The sequence below is a fragment of the Microbacterium paraoxydans genome, assembly GCF_020524545.1.
Classification (GTDB): domain Bacteria; phylum Actinomycetota; class Actinomycetes; order Actinomycetales; family Microbacteriaceae; genus Microbacterium; species Microbacterium paraoxydans_C.
The window spans coordinates 688,238-705,326 of record NZ_JAIVLG010000002.1 but is presented as its reverse complement, the minus strand read 5'-3'; the positions used below and the strand labels follow the sequence as shown (position 1 = coordinate 705,326).

The window sequence follows — 17,089 nt, the reverse complement described above, 5'->3', positions numbered from 1 at the left end:
TCTTTCACGGGCGTGGCGGAGGCGGGACCGCCCCTGAGCCGACCTACCCTGGGGGCATGGGACGCTCTCCATTCACTCTAGCCGCGGCCGTGACCGCTGCGCTGCCCGGGGCAGAGGTCACGGGGGCGCGCCGTCTGAGCGCCGATGGCGACGGACGGTTCGACTCGGCGATCGCCACGCTCGCCGACGGCCGTGAGCTCGCGATCCGCGTGGCGGACGACGACGAGACAGCGCGGGAGCTCGCCGCCGAAGCGCTCGCCCTGCGCGCGCTGACCGATGGGGCCCGTGCCATGCTCCCCTTCCGCGCACCGGCCTACGTCGGCGAGACGCGGCTCGGCGACGGACGCGCTCTCGTGACCGAGCTCCTTCCCGGTTTCCAGATCGAGGCCGCCATGGTGCCGGCCGGACGCGGCGCCGCGGAGTCCATGGGCGCCTCGATCGCCGCCGTGCACGGTCTGCCCACCTCGGTCGTCCGCGGCGCCGGTCTCGCCACGCGCAGCGCCGAGGAGAGTCGCGCAGAGCTGGAGCGCCTGGTCGACACCGCGGCCGCCACGGGCCGCGTCCCCGCACGACTCACCGTCCGGTGGCGTGACGCCGTCGCGGACGATGAGCTGTGGCACTTCGAATCCACCGTCATCCTTGGCGGCGTGCAGGCGACCTCGTTCCTGTTCGACGATGACCCCGAGCGCGGCCCTGAAGTGGTCGGCGTGGTCGGCTGGCACGGACTCTCGGTGGGAGACCCTGCCCTCGATCTTTCCTGGTTGTCCGCGGCACCGGACGCGGCTGAAGACGTCCAGCGCGCGTACTCCCATGCGATCGACCGGGCACCGGATGCCGGCCTGGAGGTGCGCGCCCGGCTGCTCGCCGAACTGGAGTTCGCCCGCTGGCTCGTGCACGGCGATTCGATGCATCGACCCGACATCGTCGATGATGCGGCCTCGTTGCTGGAGGCACTCGCCGAGGGACTGCGCAGCGACGACCTCGCCATCATCGACGCCCGGGGTGCCGGCGTCGACTCGGCGCTCGATGCTCTCGACCGTGTGCCGAAGGACACCGTCGCCGAGATCGACACCTCGATGCACACCGACGCGTACAACCCCGAGGAGCTGTGGGCGGAGTCCGCAGACGCGGAAGATGAGGCGGACACGGTGACCGCAGCGCCCACCGACCCGACCGGTCCCGCGTCCGGCGAGCACGTCGACGACGCCGACCGTCGTGCCAGGATGCTCGACGTCGAGACCGAAGACCTCTCCGGGGTCGCCAGCCTGTTCGCGGGGACCAGCGGCCCAGCGGGCGCGCGCGAAGACTCCCACTCGCTTCGCCCGCGTTCCGGCGACGAACACGGCGACGACGACGAGAACGACTCGGACGAGGCTCAGCGGGCGGCGCGCGCGGCGCTCCAACGCTGGAAGAGCTCCTCCTCGGAGTAGACACGGTCGCCGCGGATGACCAGATCGTCCGCCACGTAGTACAGGGCCACGTCGATCGCGTCCAAGGGCACCTCGTACCGCCGATGGTAGGCGAGCCGATAGAGCGCGAGCTGCAGCATCCGCTCGTCGCGCTCTTTCGCCGTCCGCGGAGCCCTGCCCGTCTTCCAATCGACGATCTCGATGCGGTCGCCGCGATCGGCGCGCCGATACACGGCGTCGAGTTTGCAGATGACGATGTGGACGGCTCCGGCATCGGCATCCGGCAATCCGGCCCCGAGGGCGAAGTCGATCTCGATCTCCACCGCGATCGGTCGCAGTGGACCCCATTCGCTCCGTTCGAACGTCGCCTGGAGGACCGCGAGGTCTGCGGCGTCCGCCGACGCTCCCGGCCCGTCGAACGCCTCTGTCGCTCCGAACGCGAGCTCAGGCATGGCCTCGTCTTCGTCCACCTCCCAGAGCGCCTCATCCACACGAGCGCCGACTCCCACGAGCTCGGATCTCTGTTCCACCCAGGCGTGGAAGAGCGTACCCAGGCGGGTCTGTCGATACGGTCTCTCCGGCATCGGCCGCACGATCGACGACAGCGTGCCCGAGTAATCGGTCACATAGTCCTTGAACCGCGATGCCGGCACGCGTGTCGGAGCCTCGGCATCGCTCGCGCGCTGTCGGGCGGCACGTTCGATCAACAATCGCGTGAGCTCGATCGACGGCTCGGCGGCACCGCTCCGGAACGCATCGTCGACGGCCATCGCCGCGGCCGAGACGGTCGCGCGACGGGCTCCCAGCGGATCGAGCGGCCACCGCAAGGTCGACCCCGGCCCGTCGTAGGGGTTGTCGTCGGGGTCCACCGGCGTGATCGGCTCGAGTCCCAACACGTCGATCGCCTCGACCAGGTAGGGACTCGGCGTCCGAGGGGCCTTCTGCCCCGCCCAGTGCGCGCCGCTGAGCAGCAGATCGGTGCGCGCACGAGTGACCGCGACATAAGCGAGACGCCGCTCCTCTTGCTGCTGATACGCCCGGTACGCGTCCTTGAAGCGCTTGAGCGCGCCGCCCTGCGGATTCGCCTTCGTGGCACCGCCCGACAACGAGGCCTGCGCAAGCTTCTGTCGTTTCTGCGGATCCGTCTCCTCCCCCATCGCCTCGACGGGATCCCACTCGAAGCGAGGGAGCGCTTCTCGATCGCCGCGGAGGGCGAACGGGATCACGCCGAAACCGAACCACCCCGAGGTATCGGAGACACGGCTGGGGAGCTCGTCGACCACCAGACGCACGACCGCGACCGCATCCCACTCCAGACCTTTCGATCCATGGATGGTCAGCAGCTGCACGACACCCGGCTCCGGAGGTTCGGGGCGCGGCATCAGCTCGTCGGTGCTCTCGGCCTTGTCGAGCCACGCCAACAGGCTCCCGATGCTCCCCCGCTCATCGGCCGCGAGGAATGCCCGCACCTCGTCGGTGAACGCCCGTAGCTGCGTGGCGGCGATCCGGGCAGGCCCCCGCGTCTCGTTGGCGGCGAGTTCGATGTCCAGTCGGAGTTCGAGTTCGATGAGACGGATCAGCTCTGGGATCGGTTGCGACGCTGCCCTGCGGAGCCGTTCCAGCATCTCCCCTGCGGCACGGACGCGTGCGCGACCGTCCGGACTGATCGTCTCGAGCAGGCGGTAGTCATCGCGCACCGCGCGCACCACATCGACCGCATCGACGATCGACACCGCCTCATCGGCACCGCGCGAGGAACGCAACCGCGCTCGCACCTCTTCCGGGAGCGGTGCCAACGCGGTGTCTCGCTCCGAGAGCGTGCGGCCGAGGTCGTACAGGGCGGCCATATCGGCGACGCCGACCCCGAAGCGGGGGCCCGTGAGGAGGCGGATCAGCGCGGATCCTGCGGTGGGGTCGTGCACGACCCGAAGCGTCGAGACGACGTCGACCACCTCCGGTGTCGCGAGCAATCCGCCCAGGCCGAGGATGCGGTGCGGGATGCCCCGAGCGGCGAGCGCCGCCGCGAAGGTCTGCATATGCCGCTTCGAACGGAACAGGATCGCGCCCGTGTGCGGGCGAATGCTCTCCGCTGCACGGGATCCGCGCCCTTCGTGTTCCTTCCTCCGCTCAGCGAACCAGTTCGCGACGGCGGCTGCCTCGTCATCGACTGTGAACGCGTACTCGACGGTCACGGTTCCCTCTCCCGCTCCCGGACGGGGTTCGAGGGGCGGCACATCGAGTCCTGGCCGCTGCAGGGGCTCAAGCACGCGGTTGGCGATGCCGAGGATGCCGCGGTCGTTGCGCCAACTCGTCATGAGGCTGTACGTCTGCGCCGTTCCCGTGCTCGAGAACGTCCGCGAGAAGGCATAGAGGTTGTCAGCGCTCGCACCGCGCCAGCCGTAGATGGACTGGTGGGGGTCGCCGACCGCCATCACCGCGGAGTCCCGGAAGAGCTCAGCCAGGAAGCGGGTCTGAATGACCGAGGTGTCCTGATACTCGTCGAGCAGCACGACGCGGTGCTGCTCCCGAAGCTCGTCACGGACGTCGGGCGCGGACTCGACGATGTCGTACGCACCGCCGACCTGATCGGCGAAGTCGAGCACGCCCCGGCGCTCCTTCGCGGCGATGTAGTCGCGGACCAGCCGCGAGAGAGTCGGCAGGCTGAGCAGGTTCACGGCCGCCTTCTCCACATCGGCGTTGGCGCGGTACGGGGCGAACGCGTGAGCCTGCTCCCGTGCGATTCGCTCCGCCCGATCCAGGTCGACTCGATGATCGAGGGCATCGCCGGCGAGACGCTGCACGGCGTCGATGATCGTGCCGAGCGCGAACTCGATGTTCTCCAGCTCAGGAAGATCACTGCGGAGCACGACTTCGCGGGCGAGCATCCAGGAGGCCGCCTGACTGAGCATCGCGACGTCGGGATCACGACCGATGCGCGCAGCGTGCTCGCGGACGATGCCGTCCGCGAAGGCGTTGTACGTCGACACCCTCGGGCGGATCATCACGTCCTCCGCCGCGCGAGGAATCGCCGGGTCCCACCCGGTGCCATGACGTTCGGCGAGCTCGTCGAGGACGTGCCTGCGCACCACGTCACGTTGTCGACCATCGGCGGCCTCCTCGACCCGGCGGAGGGCACCGTCGGCGACGATCCGTGCCAGATGGGGCAGCAACCCCCGATGGCCGTACTCGTCGATGACCGCCAAGCGGTGGCCTATCCGCTCTGCGAGTTCCCCCGCGGCCTTGCGGGTGAACGTGAGTCCGAGGATCTCGTCGCGTCGCACGTGCCCGTTCGCGACGAGCCACACCACTCGACCGGACATCGTCTCGGTCTTGCCGCTGCCTGCGCCGGCGACGACGAGCGCCGGCTCGGGGGGCGCCTCGATGACCCGCTGCTGCGCGGGGGTGGGCGGAGGCTGTCCGAGTGCGGCGGCGATGTCGGTCGCAGAGATCCGCTCGCCGCCGCTCCAACCGATCATGCACTCACCGCCGGGACGGTGTGGATGCGGCACGGATGCACACGGCGCTGGGTGTCGGCGCAGTGCGACTCGACCTGCGCCGTGAAGCTCGATGCCGACATACCGCGGGCGGCATCCGAGACACGACGGAGGAAAGCCGCACGCGATCCGTCGTCGAGCGTGTGCTGATGCGCGATGCGGTATTCGCTCTTGGCGAGCGTCTTGGAGACGATCACGAGACGCGCGCCGGCCAACGACGCCGGCGGAGCGTCACCGACGAGACCCTGCTGGACGGCGACCTGATACGCCGCGAGCTGGGCATGCTCGCGGACACCGGAGTCCGATTCCGGGTCGTTCTTCCCGGTCTTCAGGTCGACCACGACGATGCGATCCTCCGGACCGCCGGACATCGGTTCCCAGCCGCGACCGCGTGCAGCGTCATGTTCGCCGGAGCCCGGCGGGTATGTTTCGATGCGATCGATGTATCCGTGGATGATCGCCTGGTTCGCGCGGTCTTCCCCGACCGGATGCACGGCGGGCACCGTGTCCGCCCCGGTGGCAGCGGCGACGTCGACGGCGAAACGGAACTCCGCCTCGCTGCCGATCACGCGTCCCCCTTCGCGGCGCACCTCGCCGAGGTAGGTGTGCAGGCGCTCGACGAGCAGGTCGGCGCGTCGCCGCTCCTTGCGGCCGATCCACGCGGTCTCGAAGTCGAGCTCCGGCCATCGTCCCGCGACGATCGCGCGCATCTGCTCCAGGTCGCCATCCGGAACGCGCTCCATCGCCTCGTGGACGATCGTGCCGATCCCCGCCGTCAGCGGCATCACCGTGTCTCCGCCGAGAGCCGAGACGACCCAGTTGAGACCGCACTCCTCGAAGGACTCCATCTTGGACGGCGAGACGCGCGCGCCGTCGACGGCGAGATCGCGTAGCGGTGACTCCGTCGAGGGTGCAGTGACGCCGTACCACTCGGCGGGGTCGGCTCCCGGCACTCCTTCTCTGGCGAGGATGGCGAGCTGGCCCGCCGCGTCACGCCTGAGCGCGTCCGAGTGCGCTGTGGTGAGCGTCCGACGGTGCCGGGCGACCAGCCCGCGCAACGTGAGCGGATGCTCGGCCGATGCGTGGCGCTCCGGCGGCGCCGGGGCGGGCAGGAAAGCGAAGAACGGGCTCGGAGTGAGGTCGTCGTCGTCCACCGCGGTGATCAGGAGCCGCTGCCGCGCCCGCGAGACGGCGCGCACGAACAGACGGAGCTCGTCGTGCAGCGCCGCGCGCCGCCGGTCCAGCACACCCGGCTGATCGATGCTCTTGCCGGTACGAGCGGCCTCGAGCGCATCGGCCAGGCGCCAGGTCTGCAGCAGGCCACCGCGCAAGCGGACGTTGGGCCAGATGCCGTCCTGCACTCCGGCGACGACGACCGCGTCGAACTCGGTCCCGAGTGCCGTGGCCGGGGTCAGCAACGTGACCTTGCCCGGACGGTCGGGCGTCGACAGGGAGTCCTCGGGGACTTCGCTGTCGAGGACGTCGCGCACGAATGCCTCGGGCTTCTCGTTGGGGGTGCGCTCGACGAAGCGTTTCGCCGCGTCGAAGAGCGAGACGAGCGCATCGAGTGAGCGGGCCGTTTCCGCGCCAGTCGGCAGCAGAGAGATCTCCCGCCATGCCACCTCGAGACGCCGGCCGTCGACGGCTCGTGCCTGCTCCCACACCCGCCACAGCAGATCGTGGATCGTCTCCCCCTCGTCGGCGGCGCGCGCGACCGCCTCGACCGTCTCGGCGAAGCGCTCGGCGGAGCGGGATTCCGGCGCGTCGATGAGCGTCAGATGGCTGGGGTTCGCCATTGCCTGACGCAAGAGCTCGCGCGCCGGCGTCGACCCGCCCTGCTCGAGTTCGATGTGCCGGAGGCGGGCGCGGAGACGGCGGAGCCCGATCGCATCCATCCCGCCGAAAGGGGTGCGCAGCGCCTCTTCGAGCTGCTCCGGGGTGCGCTCGTCCACCGGCGTCAGGGCCAGCCGCACGATGCCGACGATGTCGCGCACGACCCCTTCGCTGCCGAGCGGGCGTTGCACACCGGCGGCGCGCGTCGGGATCTCCCTGGCCGCGAGCTCGGTCTCCAGCGTGGTCACTTGCCGGGTGTCGTGAGCGATGACGGCCATCCGGTCCCAGCGGATGCCCTCGGACAGATGCCAGTCGCGCATGACTCCGGCGATGCGGTCGAGCTCCTCATAGGGGGAAGGGGCGACGAACGTCGACACGTGCGCGTCGACCTCGTCGAGCTCGACGGGCACCGGAGCGCGGCGATGTTCGACGCGTCCGGAAACGCCGATCGCCTGCGTCACAGTGCGAGTCAACGCAGTGAGCGCCGGATGCTGCCGGTGCGCACCGTCGAGCACATGCACCTCGCCCACGGCTCCGGCGAGCTGGGCGAAAAGCTCCGGGCTCGCGCCCCGGAACGACCCGGATGAGATGTCGGGATCACCGAAGGCCAGCACTGCGATGCCCCGGCCCCGCAGTGCCCTCACGACATCGATCCCTCCGCGGGTGAGCTCCTGCGCGTCATCGATCAGCACGACGCGCAACGGCGCGAGCGGGCCGAGCGTGGTCGCCTCGGCCGTGCGCAGGATGGCACCTGCCTCGCTGAGAAGGTCCGCGGCGTCGCGGTGCGCGGAGCGCAGCGCGTCGAGCACCGTCCGATACTCGACGAGGAAGTCCGCGGCCGCTACCCACACGTCGTTCGCCGACGCGCGGAGTTCGTCCGGCCGGGCCCGGATCTCGGTGCACTCGGCGAGGAAGGCTCGGAGCTCGGAACGGAATCCCTTCGACGCGCGCACCGAACTGCTGAGCGCTTCCGGCCAGGGGATGCGACCGTCCTCGGCATCGCCGGCGAGCAGATCCGCGATGATGCGATCCTGGTCGGCTCCGGTGAGCAGCGCCGGCGGTTCCGCCCCGTCGCGCACCATCGCCCCTCGGACCAGCTGGAAGGCGAAGGAGCCGAGCGAACGCGCCAGCGGCCCCGGAGTCGCCTGCCCGATGCGGACACCGATCCGGTCACGCAGCGCCGTCGCAGCCTGGCGGCTCGGCGTGAGGGCCAGCACCTGCTCCGGTCGCAGATCGCCGGCATCCAGCAGGTGCACGACGCGCTCGACGAGCGTCCGCGTCTTTCCGGTTCCCGGTGCCCCGATGATGACGCCCGATGCGAACGTCTCGGCGGCGATCACAGCTCGCTGCGCGGCATCCGGTGTCATGCCCTCCACGCTATCCGGGTGCGCGGACATCCTCATACGCCCGCCCGCGAGGGCAGCTCGCGGCGAGCGATCGTCCGGGCTGTGCGCTCACGGCGAAACCGACGCCGGGCGCCGATCCGGCCCGGGGCCCGCGGGGTAGAGTTGGGCCAGTCCCCGAACTTCAAGGAGCACGCGTGGAAATCCGCATCGGCATCATCAACACCGGCCGCGAACTGAGCTTCGACACCGGCGTGAGCGCGGACGAGGTCCGCACCCAGGTCACCTCGGCACTGGAGCAGAACGCCACGCACGTGAGCTTCGCCGATGTGAAGGGCAACTCCTACATCGTCCCGACGGCGAACCTCGCCTACGTCGAGCTGGGCACCGAGGAATCGCGCCGCGTCGGCTTCGTCGCCTGAGCACACGATGTACATCCTGCTCGCACTCATCGGCGCGTGTGCCCTGGGCATCGCGGTGCATTTCCTGATCTCGGGCCGCGAGCTGCGCGGAGTGGCGCTCGCCCCCGCTGTCGCCACAGCGGTCTCGGCGATCACCTATACGGGCCTGCAGTGGGCCGGCGTCGGCGAGGACGACATCTGGCTGTGGCTCGCGAGCGTGCTGGGCGCCAGCGCGATCGCCGCGGTGGCGACGGCTGCGGTCACCGCGCAGCGCAAGCGCTCCGATGCCGATGCCAAGGCGGCACTCGGCATCTGACGGCGCCTAGGACGCGAGGCCCATCGCATCCATGCGGCGTGCGTGGGCGCCCATGAGCTCGGTGTAGACCGGCTCGACGCGCTCGTCGTCGACCTGGAGCAGTTCCGGCCGCAGGGCCGAACGGCAGACCAGAATGGTGTCGCCGACGAGGCGACGTGCCCACATCGACAGCAGGGACCGCCACTCCTCATCGCTCTCGATCGTCTCCTGGATGATCGCGACGATCTCATGGCCGGCATCGTCCTCACGGAGGATCTCCGCGACCCGACGACCGGTATCCCCATAGCTCGACGCGAGCGCGAGGTAGAAGTCGTCGAGCATCCCGGCGGTGATGTAGACGGCGAGGAGCGTCTCCCGCGGGCGCGCACCGATCGTCTTCCGCCGGAACGCGTCGAGGTTCTCACGGAAGGGCAACATCACCTGCGTCGGGTCGCCGCCGCGCTCGGCGATGACCTCCACGATCCCCCGGTGCTTGGTCAACGCCGCCCCGGCCGCCCGTGACAGCGACTCCTTCTCGGAGAGCTCAGGGGTCGCCCGGATGAGTCTGGTGAGCGTCTCGAAGTAGCCCAGCTGCAGGTATGCGGCCTGACCGAGGAATCGATCGAGCTCGGGGGCGAGTTCGGCGAAGTCGACCCTCGTCGCATCACTCTGCTCTCCGCGGCTGCGCAGGGTGAGGATTCGCCGTGGCGCGTCATCGCGCTGCCAGAACCACTTAACCACGAGGTCTTCCTCTCGAGTCCGCCACGGGATTCACAATACCCGCGCGCGCCTCTCCTTCCTGGTCCGCACCACCCCTCCGGTAGGCTGGGCGTGTCCCCGCCGTCGGAGCGGGGCACCGCGCCTGTGGCACAAGAGACGGCGTGGATCCGTTTACGAGGCGATCCCCCAGGGTCGCCGGACAGGCAATCTGAAAAAGTGACAACTTTCGCCGATCTCGGCATCGATCAGGACATCGTCGACGCACTCGCGGCCAAGGGCATCGTCGATGCGTTCCCGATCCAGGAGCAGACCATCCCTCTCGGCCTTCCGGGGCAGGACATCATCGGCCAGGCGAAGACCGGAACGGGAAAGACCTTCGGGTTCGGCATCCCCGTCGTCCAGCGCCTCGGCAAAGACCCGGAGCACGGTGTCAAGGCACTCATCGTCGTCCCCACCCGCGAGCTCGCGGTGCAGGTGTACGAGGACATCGACCTGCTCACCAGCAACCGCTCCACCAGCGTGGTCGCCATCTACGGAGGCAAGGCCTACGAAGGCCAGATCGACCAGCTCAAGGCAGGCGCGCAGATCGTGGTCGGCACTCCCGGCCGCCTGATCGACCTGGCTGGGCAGCGCCTGCTCGACCTGTCCAATGCGACGGAGGTCGTGCTGGACGAGGCCGACAAGATGCTCGACCTCGGCTTCCTCGCCGACATCGAGAAGATCTTCCAGAAAGTCCCGGCCGTCCGCCACACGCAGCTGTTCTCGGCCACGATGCCCGGCCCGATCGTGGCCCTCGCCCGTCGCTTCATGTCGAACCCGATCCATATCCGTGCCAACGATCCGGACGAGGGCCTCACTCAGGCGAACATCAAGCACCTCGTGTACCGCGCGCACTCGATGGACAAGGACGAGATCATCGCCCGCATCCTGCAGGCCGAGGGCCGCGGAAAGACGGTGATCTTCACGCGCACCAAGCGCGCGGCACAGCGCCTCGTCGATGAGCTCAACGATCGCGGGTTCAACGTCGGCGGTGTGCACGGCGACATGGGTCAGGACCAGCGCGAGCGCTCCATGGCGGCTTTCAAGGCCGGCAAGCGCGACGTGCTCGTCGCGACGGATGTGGCCGCGCGCGGCATCGACGTCGACGACGTGACCCACGTCATCAACCACACGATTCCCGACGAGGAGAAGACGTACCTGCACCGCGCCGGCCGTACGGGTCGGGCCGGCAAGACCGGTATCGCCGTCACGTTCGTCGACTGGGAGGACCTGCACAAGTGGGCTCTCATCAACCGGGCACTCGACTTCGGTCAGCCGGAGCCCATCGAGACCTACTCGTCGAGTCCGCACCTGTACGAAGACCTCGACATCCCCGAGGGAACGAAGGGCCGCCTGGTGTCGGCTCCGAAGACCGAATCCGTGAAGACCGAGCGCACCCGTCGTCCCGAGCGTGCGGCAGACGCCGCCGCCGAGGGCGCCGACAAGACCGGGACGCGACGACGCCGCCGCCGCCGCAACAGCGCGACTCCGGTCGGCTCGACCTTCACCGAGGGTGCATCGGAAGCCACCACCGGCGAAGGACAGTCCGCTCCGACGGCAGACCGCAGCGCCGAAGGCGCAGGCACCCACGACGGTGCGGGCAAGGAGCACCACGACGGCAAGCCCGCGCCGGCACGCCGCCGCCGTCGTCGCCGTGGAGGTTCCGGGGCCGGCGCCGCTCCGGTCACCGGAGCCTGACGCCTCGACTTCTCGGAAGGGTGAGCGCGGTTCGACACCGGTGCCGCGTGCGAGCAATCGCGCGACCATCACGTCGGATGTGGTGTTCTCGCCTGGACGGTTCGGCTTGCCGCTGCCGTGGTAGTCGCTGGACCCCGTCACGATGAGGTCGTGCTTCTGCGCAAGCTCGCGCAGCATCCGCTTGCCCGCCTCGGTGTTCTCGCGGTGGTCGACCTCGAAGCCGCCGAGCCCGGCCGCGATCAGACGCTCGATGTACGGGATCGGCATCATCCGGTCCCGGCCGGCGGTGACCGGGTGCGCGACGATCGCCACTCCCCCGGCTTGCGTGATCAGGCGCACCGCGGTCAGCGGATCCGGTGCGTAGTGCGGCTCGTAGTAGCCCTCGCGCGGATGGAGGATCCCGTCGAACGCCTCGGTGCGGTCGCGGACGATGCCCCGTGCCACGAGGGCGTCTGCGATGTGGGGGCGGCCGACGGTCGCATCCAGAGTCGTCTGAGCGATGACGTCATCCCAGGCCAGGTCGTAGTCGCGCCCGATGTTGCGAACGATCCGTTCCGCGCGCCCGATCCGATCCCCGCGGATGCGGTCGGTCTCGGCCTGCAGAGCCGGATCATCGGGGTCGAAGAGGTAGCCGAGCACGTGCACACTGCGCCAATCGTGCTTCGCGGAAAGCTCCATCCCCGGGATGAATGTCATGCCGAGGTCGACGGCGGCGTCGCCGGCCTCCTGCCATCCGGTGGAGCGATCGTGATCGGTGAGCGCCGCGGTGCGGATCCCGTGCGCGTGCGCCTGCCTGATCACCTCCGCGGGCGACTCCGTGCCATCGGACTGGTTGGAGTGCAGATGCAGGTCGGTGGGACCGACGAACCCGGAGGACGGAGAGGCCATCCTCCGAGCGTACCGAGCGCGACCACCGGTGGACGCGGAGGCGCACGGAGACGGATGTCGAGGCAGGGACTTCACAGGCGGCGCTCCTAGGCTTGAGGTGATGTTTCGACTACTGGGGATCCTCTTCACCGTCCTGCTCGCGATCGCGACGGCGATCGTGGTGTGGCCGCAGTTCTTCCGTCTCGAGCAGACGTATCCGTTCGCGCAGCTGGTGTCCGCGCGCGGGCTGGTCCTCGGCGGACTCCTCGTGCTCGCCGTGCTCGCGCTCCTGCTGCTCTTCGCCCGTCCCCTGCGCGGGTTCGCCGCGTCGGTGCTCATCGTCGCGTTGCTGGGCGCAGGCGCCACCGGCATCATCGGAGCGACCCGCGGCTTCGGCACCACCGACCTCCCGCAGAAGACGGAGAGCAGCATCCGGGTACTGACGTGGAACACGGCGGGCGAAGCCGTATCCGCCGAGGTGATCGCGCAGCAGATCCTCGCTCAGGGTGCCGATATCGTGGCGCTCCCGGAGACCACCGAGGACGTCGGCGAACGCATCGCGATCATGCTGCGCGAACAGGGGCACCCGATGTGGGTGCACCACGTGCAGTTCCGCCCCGATGTCCCCAACGGTCCCCAGTCCTGGCACACCACGGTACTGGTCGCCCCCGACCTCGGCGAGTACTCGGTGATCGAGTCCTCGAAGGACGGCAGCAGCAACACGGGCTCCGTGCCGAGTGCCGTGCTGATGCCGATCGACGGCTCCGGCCCCACGATCGTCGCCGTGCACGCGGTCGCTCCCCGCATGGAGGAGATGCAGCAGTGGCAGAGCGATCTCCAGTGGATCGCCGACCAGTGCCCGCAGGGCGACTTCATCCTGGCCGGGGACTTCAACGCGACGATCGACCACATGGCGCCGCTCGGAGTGGGCGGTGGCGACATCGGGTACTGCCGCGATGTCGCCTCGCGCACCGGCAACGGTCTCGCGGGAACGTGGCCCAGTTCGCTCCCGCCCCTCGCCGGGGCGCCGATCGATCACGTGATGGCCTCGCCGAACTGGACGCCGACGGGCTCCGTGGTCCTGGCCGATGCCGGGGGCAGTGACCATCGCGCGCTCGTCGTCCAGCTGGAGCCGGCCGGCTGAGCTCCCGCAACCCGCCTCGCAGGTGACAGACTGGGAGGATGAGCACCGGAGAACGCGACACGATCGCAGAAACCACCGTCGAAGCGTCTGTCGAGAACAGCAGTACGAACCGCAAGCAGCCCTTCCCGCAGGGATTCCTCGACACGATCTCCACAGGGTGGGCAGAGCGTCCGGAGACCCTTCCCGCACCGCGCGCGCAAGCATCGTACGCCGCCGTCCGTCGTGCCGCGGTCTCTGCGGCTTTCCCTGGGAAGCGCCTCGTCATCCCGGCAGGTTCGCTGAAGCAGCGCAGCAACGACACCGACTACGTCTTCCGAGCGCACTCCGCCTTCGCTCACCTCACAGGGTGGGCCGCGGATGCCGAACCCGACTCGGTCCTCGTCTTCGCGCCGACCGATACGGGGCACGACGTCACGCTCTTCTTCCGTGAGCGCGCCGATCGCACCACGACGGAGTTCTATGCCGACGCCACGATCGGCGAGTTCTGGATCGGTCCGCGCCCATCCCTCGACGGTGTCGCGGCCGATCTCGAGATCGCGACCGCCCATCTGCACGAGCTCGAAAGCGTCGAGGGAGAGCTCGTGCTCGACGAGGACGAGTCGCTCACCCGTTTCGTCTCCGAGTTGCGCCTGATCAAGGACGAGTTCGAGATCGCAGAGATGCGCCGCGCCGTCGAGATCACTGCGAACGGCTTCGACGACATCGTCCGCGAGCTCCCGTCCGCGGTGGCGCACGCCCGCGGCGAGCGGGTCGTGGAGGGCGTCTTCCACCGCCGTGCCCGTGAAGACGGCAACGGCGAGGGCTACGACACGATCGCGGCCTCCGGTCCGCATGCCTGCTATCTGCACTGGACACGCAACGACGGCACCGTGGTACCTGGCGACCTGATCCTCGTCGACGCCGGAGTCGAAGCCGACAGCCTGTACACGGCGGACATCACCCGCACGCTGCCGGTGTCGGGCACCTTCACCGAGGTGCAGCGCCGGGTGTACGAGACGGTGCGCGAGGCCGCGGACGCCGCGTTCGCGGCCGCGCGAGTGGGCGTCCGGTTCCGCGACGTGCACGCGGCTGCCATGGCGGTCATCGCCGCGCGCACTGCGGAGTGGGGCCTGCTGCCGGTGACGGCCGACGAGGCGATCGACGCGGACAAGGGCGGCCAGCACCGTCGATACATGGTGCACGGAACCTCGCACCATCTCGGCATCGATGTGCATGACTGCGCTCAGGCGCGCCGCGAGATGTACTACGACGGGGTCCTGGCACCCGGCATGGTGTTCACGATCGAGCCGGGCCTGTACTTCCAGATCGACGACCTCACCGTTCCTGCAGAGCTTCGCGGCATCGGCGTCCGCATCGAGGACGACATCCTGATGACCGAGGACGGCCCCGTCAACCTCTCCGCCGACATCCCCCGCACGGCGGACGAGGTGGAAGCATGGATCGCCCGGCTCCAGAGCTGACATCGGCGGATGCATGACGGTGAGCTGGCGCTCGAGACCGAGGTCGCAGCACGCCTGATCGTACGGCGCTTCCCCGAGTTGCACGGAGAGATCCTGCGGCCGATCACGGCCACGGGGACGGTGAACAGGATAATTCGAGTGGGCGACGGCCTCGTTGCACGCTTCCCGCGCCTCGCGACGTCGGAGCCCACTCTCGTGCGCGAGGCCGCGGCGCTCGACGAGCTGGCGGGGGCGATTCCGTTCCCCGCCCCGCGACCGTACGGAACCGCCGCCGCGTCGGAGGAGTTCGACTCGGCCTGGGCGATCCAATCCTGGATCGAGGGCGAGCCGCTGGGACCCCTTCAAGCCGCCGCCTCGGAAGCACTCGCTCAGGATCTGGTCGTCCTCATCCGTGCATTGCGGTCGGTCGATGTACGCGGGCGGGTGTTCGACGGGAACGGCCGCGGCGGGCGACTCGGCGACCACGATGGCTGGGTCTCGGAGTGTCTGTCGCGGAGCGACCACCTGATCGACGTGGAGCGCACGGCGAGGCTCTGGGCGGCCCTGCGCGCGCTTCCGCCCGCAGATGTTCCGCTGATGAGCCACCGTGACCTCACGCCGTTCAACCTCCTGGTCATAGACCGCGGCGACGAGGTCCGGCTGGCGGGTGTGCTCGACGGCGGGGGCTTCGGGCCTGCGGACCCGGCGCTCGACCTCGTCGCCGCCTGGCACATCCTCGACGCCCCGGCGCGACGCCTCGTCCGCGACGGTATCTCCGTCGGCGAGGCCGAATGGCGGCGGGGTGCCGGATGGGCGCTGCAACAGGCACTGGGCCTCGGCTGGTACTACGAGAACTCGAACCCGGAGATGAGCGCGCTGGGGGTCTCCACCGTCCGCCGCGTGCTCGCGGACCCGGAGCTGTCGGTTCTCATCGACTGAAAGTCAGTCCTCAGCGCTTCCGAGGGCGAACTCGGCCACGATCGGGGCGAGCGAGGCACCGATCTGCTCCGCGGGGAGCTTGCGGCCCTTCACCTCGAACGTGTGCCCGCCGCCCTCGAACCAGACGATGCGCGCATCCTGACAGGCCTCGACCGCCTGTTCGAACTGCGAGATCGGCTGGATGAAGGGATCGTTCGTCCCCTCGACGAACAGCTGTGGCACGGTGATCGCCGGCAGGTGTTCGACCCGGGGCTTCTCCGGCCGCCCCGGCGGATGCAGGGGATAGCCGAGGTAGGCGAGTCCGTCCACGCGCAAGCCCTCCGCGACCGCCATCGATGCCATGCGTCCGCCGTAGGACTTCCCCGTCGCCCAGATCGTCGCCGCGGGGTCCGACGTGCGCGCGAACATCGTGACCGCGTTCCAGGTGGCGATCGCGTGCGCGGCCGGCCCCGGCATCCGCCGCCCCTGCTGCACGTACGGGAAATTGAAGCGGAGTGTCGAGAAGCCGATCGCACTGAGTGCCTCGACGTACCCGGTGAGGAAAGGGTGGTCCTTTCCCCCGCCCGCACCGTGGGCGACGATCACCGTCGCGCCGTTGTCGCCGCGGGTCCAGTCTGCGGACACGACGGTGACTCCGTTCGGCAGGGCGACCTCGATCTCGGCCATCAGGCGAAACGTGCCGGGATCGGCGTCAGGCCCGCTCGCCCGAGGCGCCGTCTGCGCCGGGGGTCGCGTCGGGCTCGATCGGTCCAGCGTCCCCCGGCTCCGGTGCGGGCGCCCCCGGCTCCGGGTCGGCGGCCGGTTCTGTCACGGGATCGGCGGGACGCGGGGGGATCACGGGCTCTTCGGGTGCCGGCGTAGGAGCAGGAGCGCCGGGGGGGATCCGCTCTCCGTATCGGGGCGGCTCGTCGAGGTTCACCGGGGGCCGCACCGGAGCGACGCGCGTCGCGCCGAGCACATCGCGAGCCTTGGCGAGAGAGGCGGCTTGGACGGTGACCTCGTAGTGATCCGCCGCGAACTGCGTGACGCTGGCGAAGTCACGCCGACGCCGCACGATCGCGTAGGTCACGAGGCTCAGGAGCATCCCGACGGCGACACCGATGAGAACGAAACCCACGAACAGCTGGATCGGGACCTCGGGGTTGCCGAGCACGAGGATCGCGGACAGGAACAGGCCGATCAGCACTCCGTTGATCGCGCCGGAGCGTGCCGCCGCGGCATAGCCGAGCTTGCCGGTGACACGCTCGACCGTGCGTACACTCTGCCCGACGATCGCGATGTCCCGTGCCGGAACCTCCCCGGCGATCAGCTTCGAGACGGTCTTCTGTGCGTTCTCGTAGTCGCGCGTGGAAGCGACGGTCTCGCCGGTCTCCGAGCTGTTCGCGGGGCGGTTCAGCATACTCATCCGACTATTCTTCCATGCGCATCGCCACACCGTCCGAGGCGCGGCCATCCCGCGCATGACCGT

Annotated in this window: 12 protein-coding genes and 1 pseudogene; 7 read left to right on the top strand and 6 right to left on the bottom strand. The window is 69.5% G+C overall.

Annotated elements, in window-relative coordinates; translation table 11 throughout:
• The first annotated feature begins 56 nt into the window (after nt 1-56).
• The gene (locus LC041_RS07960; RefSeq protein ID WP_226532562.1) at nt 57-1,430 is read left to right on the top strand and encodes a hypothetical protein; all 1,374 of its coding nucleotides are present in this window, start codon (nt 57-59) and stop codon (nt 1,428-1,430) included.
• Here the strand turns inward: LC041_RS07960 and LC041_RS07955 are convergent.
• Together LC041_RS07955 and LC041_RS07950 are read right to left on the bottom strand one after the other, a co-directional pair.
• Nucleotides 1,376-4,885 carry an ATP-dependent DNA helicase gene (locus tag LC041_RS07955; RefSeq protein WP_226532561.1) on the bottom strand — a complete coding sequence of 1,170 codons (3,510 nt, stop codon included), beginning with the start codon at nt 4,883-4,885 and terminating at the stop codon, nt 1,376-1,378. The two genes, LC041_RS07960 and LC041_RS07955, sit on opposite strands and share 55 nt — an antisense overlap.
• A complete protein-coding gene (locus tag LC041_RS07950; protein WP_226532560.1) occupies nt 4,882-8,103 on the bottom strand; it encodes an ATP-dependent helicase in 3,222 nt (1,073 codons plus the stop codon). Before LC041_RS07950 ends, LC041_RS07955 begins: the two co-directional genes overlap by 4 nt.
• A gap of 173 nt (nt 8,104-8,276) precedes the next feature.
• Between LC041_RS07950 and LC041_RS07945 the strand changes: the two genes are divergently transcribed.
• Both LC041_RS07945 and LC041_RS07940 read left to right on the top strand, forming a co-directional pair.
• Nucleotides 8,277-8,501, top strand: coding sequence for a DUF3107 domain-containing protein (locus LC041_RS07945; protein WP_226532559.1), 225 nt, complete (start codon nt 8,277-8,279; stop codon nt 8,499-8,501).
• Nucleotides 8,502-8,508: 7 nt separating this feature from the next.
• Nucleotides 8,509-8,796, top strand: coding sequence for a hypothetical protein (locus LC041_RS07940; RefSeq protein WP_226532558.1), 288 nt, complete (start codon nt 8,509-8,511; stop codon nt 8,794-8,796).
• A gap of 6 nt (nt 8,797-8,802) precedes the next feature.
• Here LC041_RS07940 and LC041_RS07935 read toward each other — a convergent pair whose 3' ends face one another.
• Entirely contained in the window at nt 8,803-9,516 is a 714-nt protein-coding gene (locus tag LC041_RS07935; RefSeq protein WP_226532557.1) for a ferritin-like fold-containing protein, read from the bottom strand.
• 195 nt (nt 9,517-9,711) lie between these two features.
• On the opposite strand from LC041_RS07935, the gene LC041_RS07930 reads away from it, so the two are divergent.
• A complete protein-coding gene (locus LC041_RS07930; RefSeq protein ID WP_226532556.1) occupies nt 9,712-11,232 on the top strand; it encodes a DEAD/DEAH box helicase in 1,521 nt (506 codons plus the stop codon).
• Between the two features lie 18 nt (nt 11,233-11,250).
• Here LC041_RS07930 and LC041_RS07925 read toward each other — a convergent pair.
• Nucleotides 11,251-12,120: pseudogene (locus LC041_RS07925) on the bottom strand (PHP domain-containing protein); the annotation flags it as partial.
• Between the two features lie 100 nt (nt 12,121-12,220).
• Here LC041_RS07925 and LC041_RS07920 point away from each other — a divergent pair.
• From LC041_RS07920 to LC041_RS07910, 3 genes are read left to right on the top strand one after another with little or no spacing between them, the layout of a single operon-like run.
• A complete protein-coding gene (locus tag LC041_RS07920; protein ID WP_226532555.1) occupies nt 12,221-13,243 on the top strand; it encodes an endonuclease/exonuclease/phosphatase family protein in 1,023 nt (340 codons plus the stop codon).
• Nucleotides 13,244-13,281: 38 nt separating this feature from the next.
• On the top strand, nt 13,282-14,703 hold the full coding sequence (locus LC041_RS07915; protein ID WP_226532554.1) for an aminopeptidase P family protein: 1,422 nt from the start codon (nt 13,282-13,284) through the stop codon (nt 14,701-14,703).
• A gap of 9 nt (nt 14,704-14,712) precedes the next feature.
• Nucleotides 14,713-15,621: a phosphotransferase gene (locus tag LC041_RS07910; RefSeq protein ID WP_226532553.1), complete on the top strand. Its 909-nt coding sequence runs from the start codon at nt 14,713-14,715 to the stop codon at nt 15,619-15,621.
• A 3-nt stretch (nt 15,622-15,624) separates the two neighbouring features.
• Here LC041_RS07910 and LC041_RS07905 read toward each other — a convergent pair whose 3' ends face one another.
• Nucleotides 15,625-16,287 carry an alpha/beta hydrolase family protein gene (locus LC041_RS07905; RefSeq protein ID WP_226532552.1) on the bottom strand — a complete coding sequence of 221 codons (663 nt, stop codon included), beginning with the start codon at nt 16,285-16,287 and terminating at the stop codon, nt 15,625-15,627.
• A 25-nt stretch (nt 16,288-16,312) separates the two neighbouring features.
• Nucleotides 16,313-17,026, bottom strand: a complete 714-nt coding sequence (locus tag LC041_RS07900) for a general stress protein (RefSeq protein ID WP_226532551.1) — start codon at nt 17,024-17,026, stop codon at nt 16,313-16,315.
• Nucleotides 17,027-17,089: the final 63 nt, after the last annotated feature.

Excerpts from the sequence above, each read along its gene's own strand:
- LC041_RS07920 (WP_226532555.1), top strand. The coding sequence starts at position 12,221 with ATGTTTCGACTACTGGGGATCCTCTTCACCGTCCTGCTCGCGATCGCG.
- LC041_RS07950 (WP_226532560.1), bottom strand. The coding sequence starts at position 8,103 with ATGACACCGGATGCCGCGCAGCGAGCTGTGATCGCCGCCGAGACGTTC.
- LC041_RS07940 (WP_226532558.1), top strand. The coding sequence starts at position 8,509 with ATGTACATCCTGCTCGCACTCATCGGCGCGTGTGCCCTGGGCATCGCG.
- LC041_RS07955 (WP_226532561.1), bottom strand. The coding sequence starts at position 4,885 with ATGATCGGTTGGAGCGGCGGCGAGCGGATCTCTGCGACCGACATCGCC.
- LC041_RS07960 (WP_226532562.1), top strand. The coding sequence starts at position 57 with ATGGGACGCTCTCCATTCACTCTAGCCGCGGCCGTGACCGCTGCGCTG.
- LC041_RS07910 (WP_226532553.1), top strand. The coding sequence starts at position 14,713 with ATGCATGACGGTGAGCTGGCGCTCGAGACCGAGGTCGCAGCACGCCTG.
- LC041_RS07905 (WP_226532552.1), bottom strand. The coding sequence starts at position 16,287 with ATGGCCGAGATCGAGGTCGCCCTGCCGAACGGAGTCACCGTCGTGTCC.
- LC041_RS07915 (WP_226532554.1), top strand. The coding sequence starts at position 13,282 with ATGAGCACCGGAGAACGCGACACGATCGCAGAAACCACCGTCGAAGCG.
- LC041_RS07900 (WP_226532551.1), bottom strand. The coding sequence starts at position 17,026 with ATGAGTATGCTGAACCGCCCCGCGAACAGCTCGGAGACCGGCGAGACC.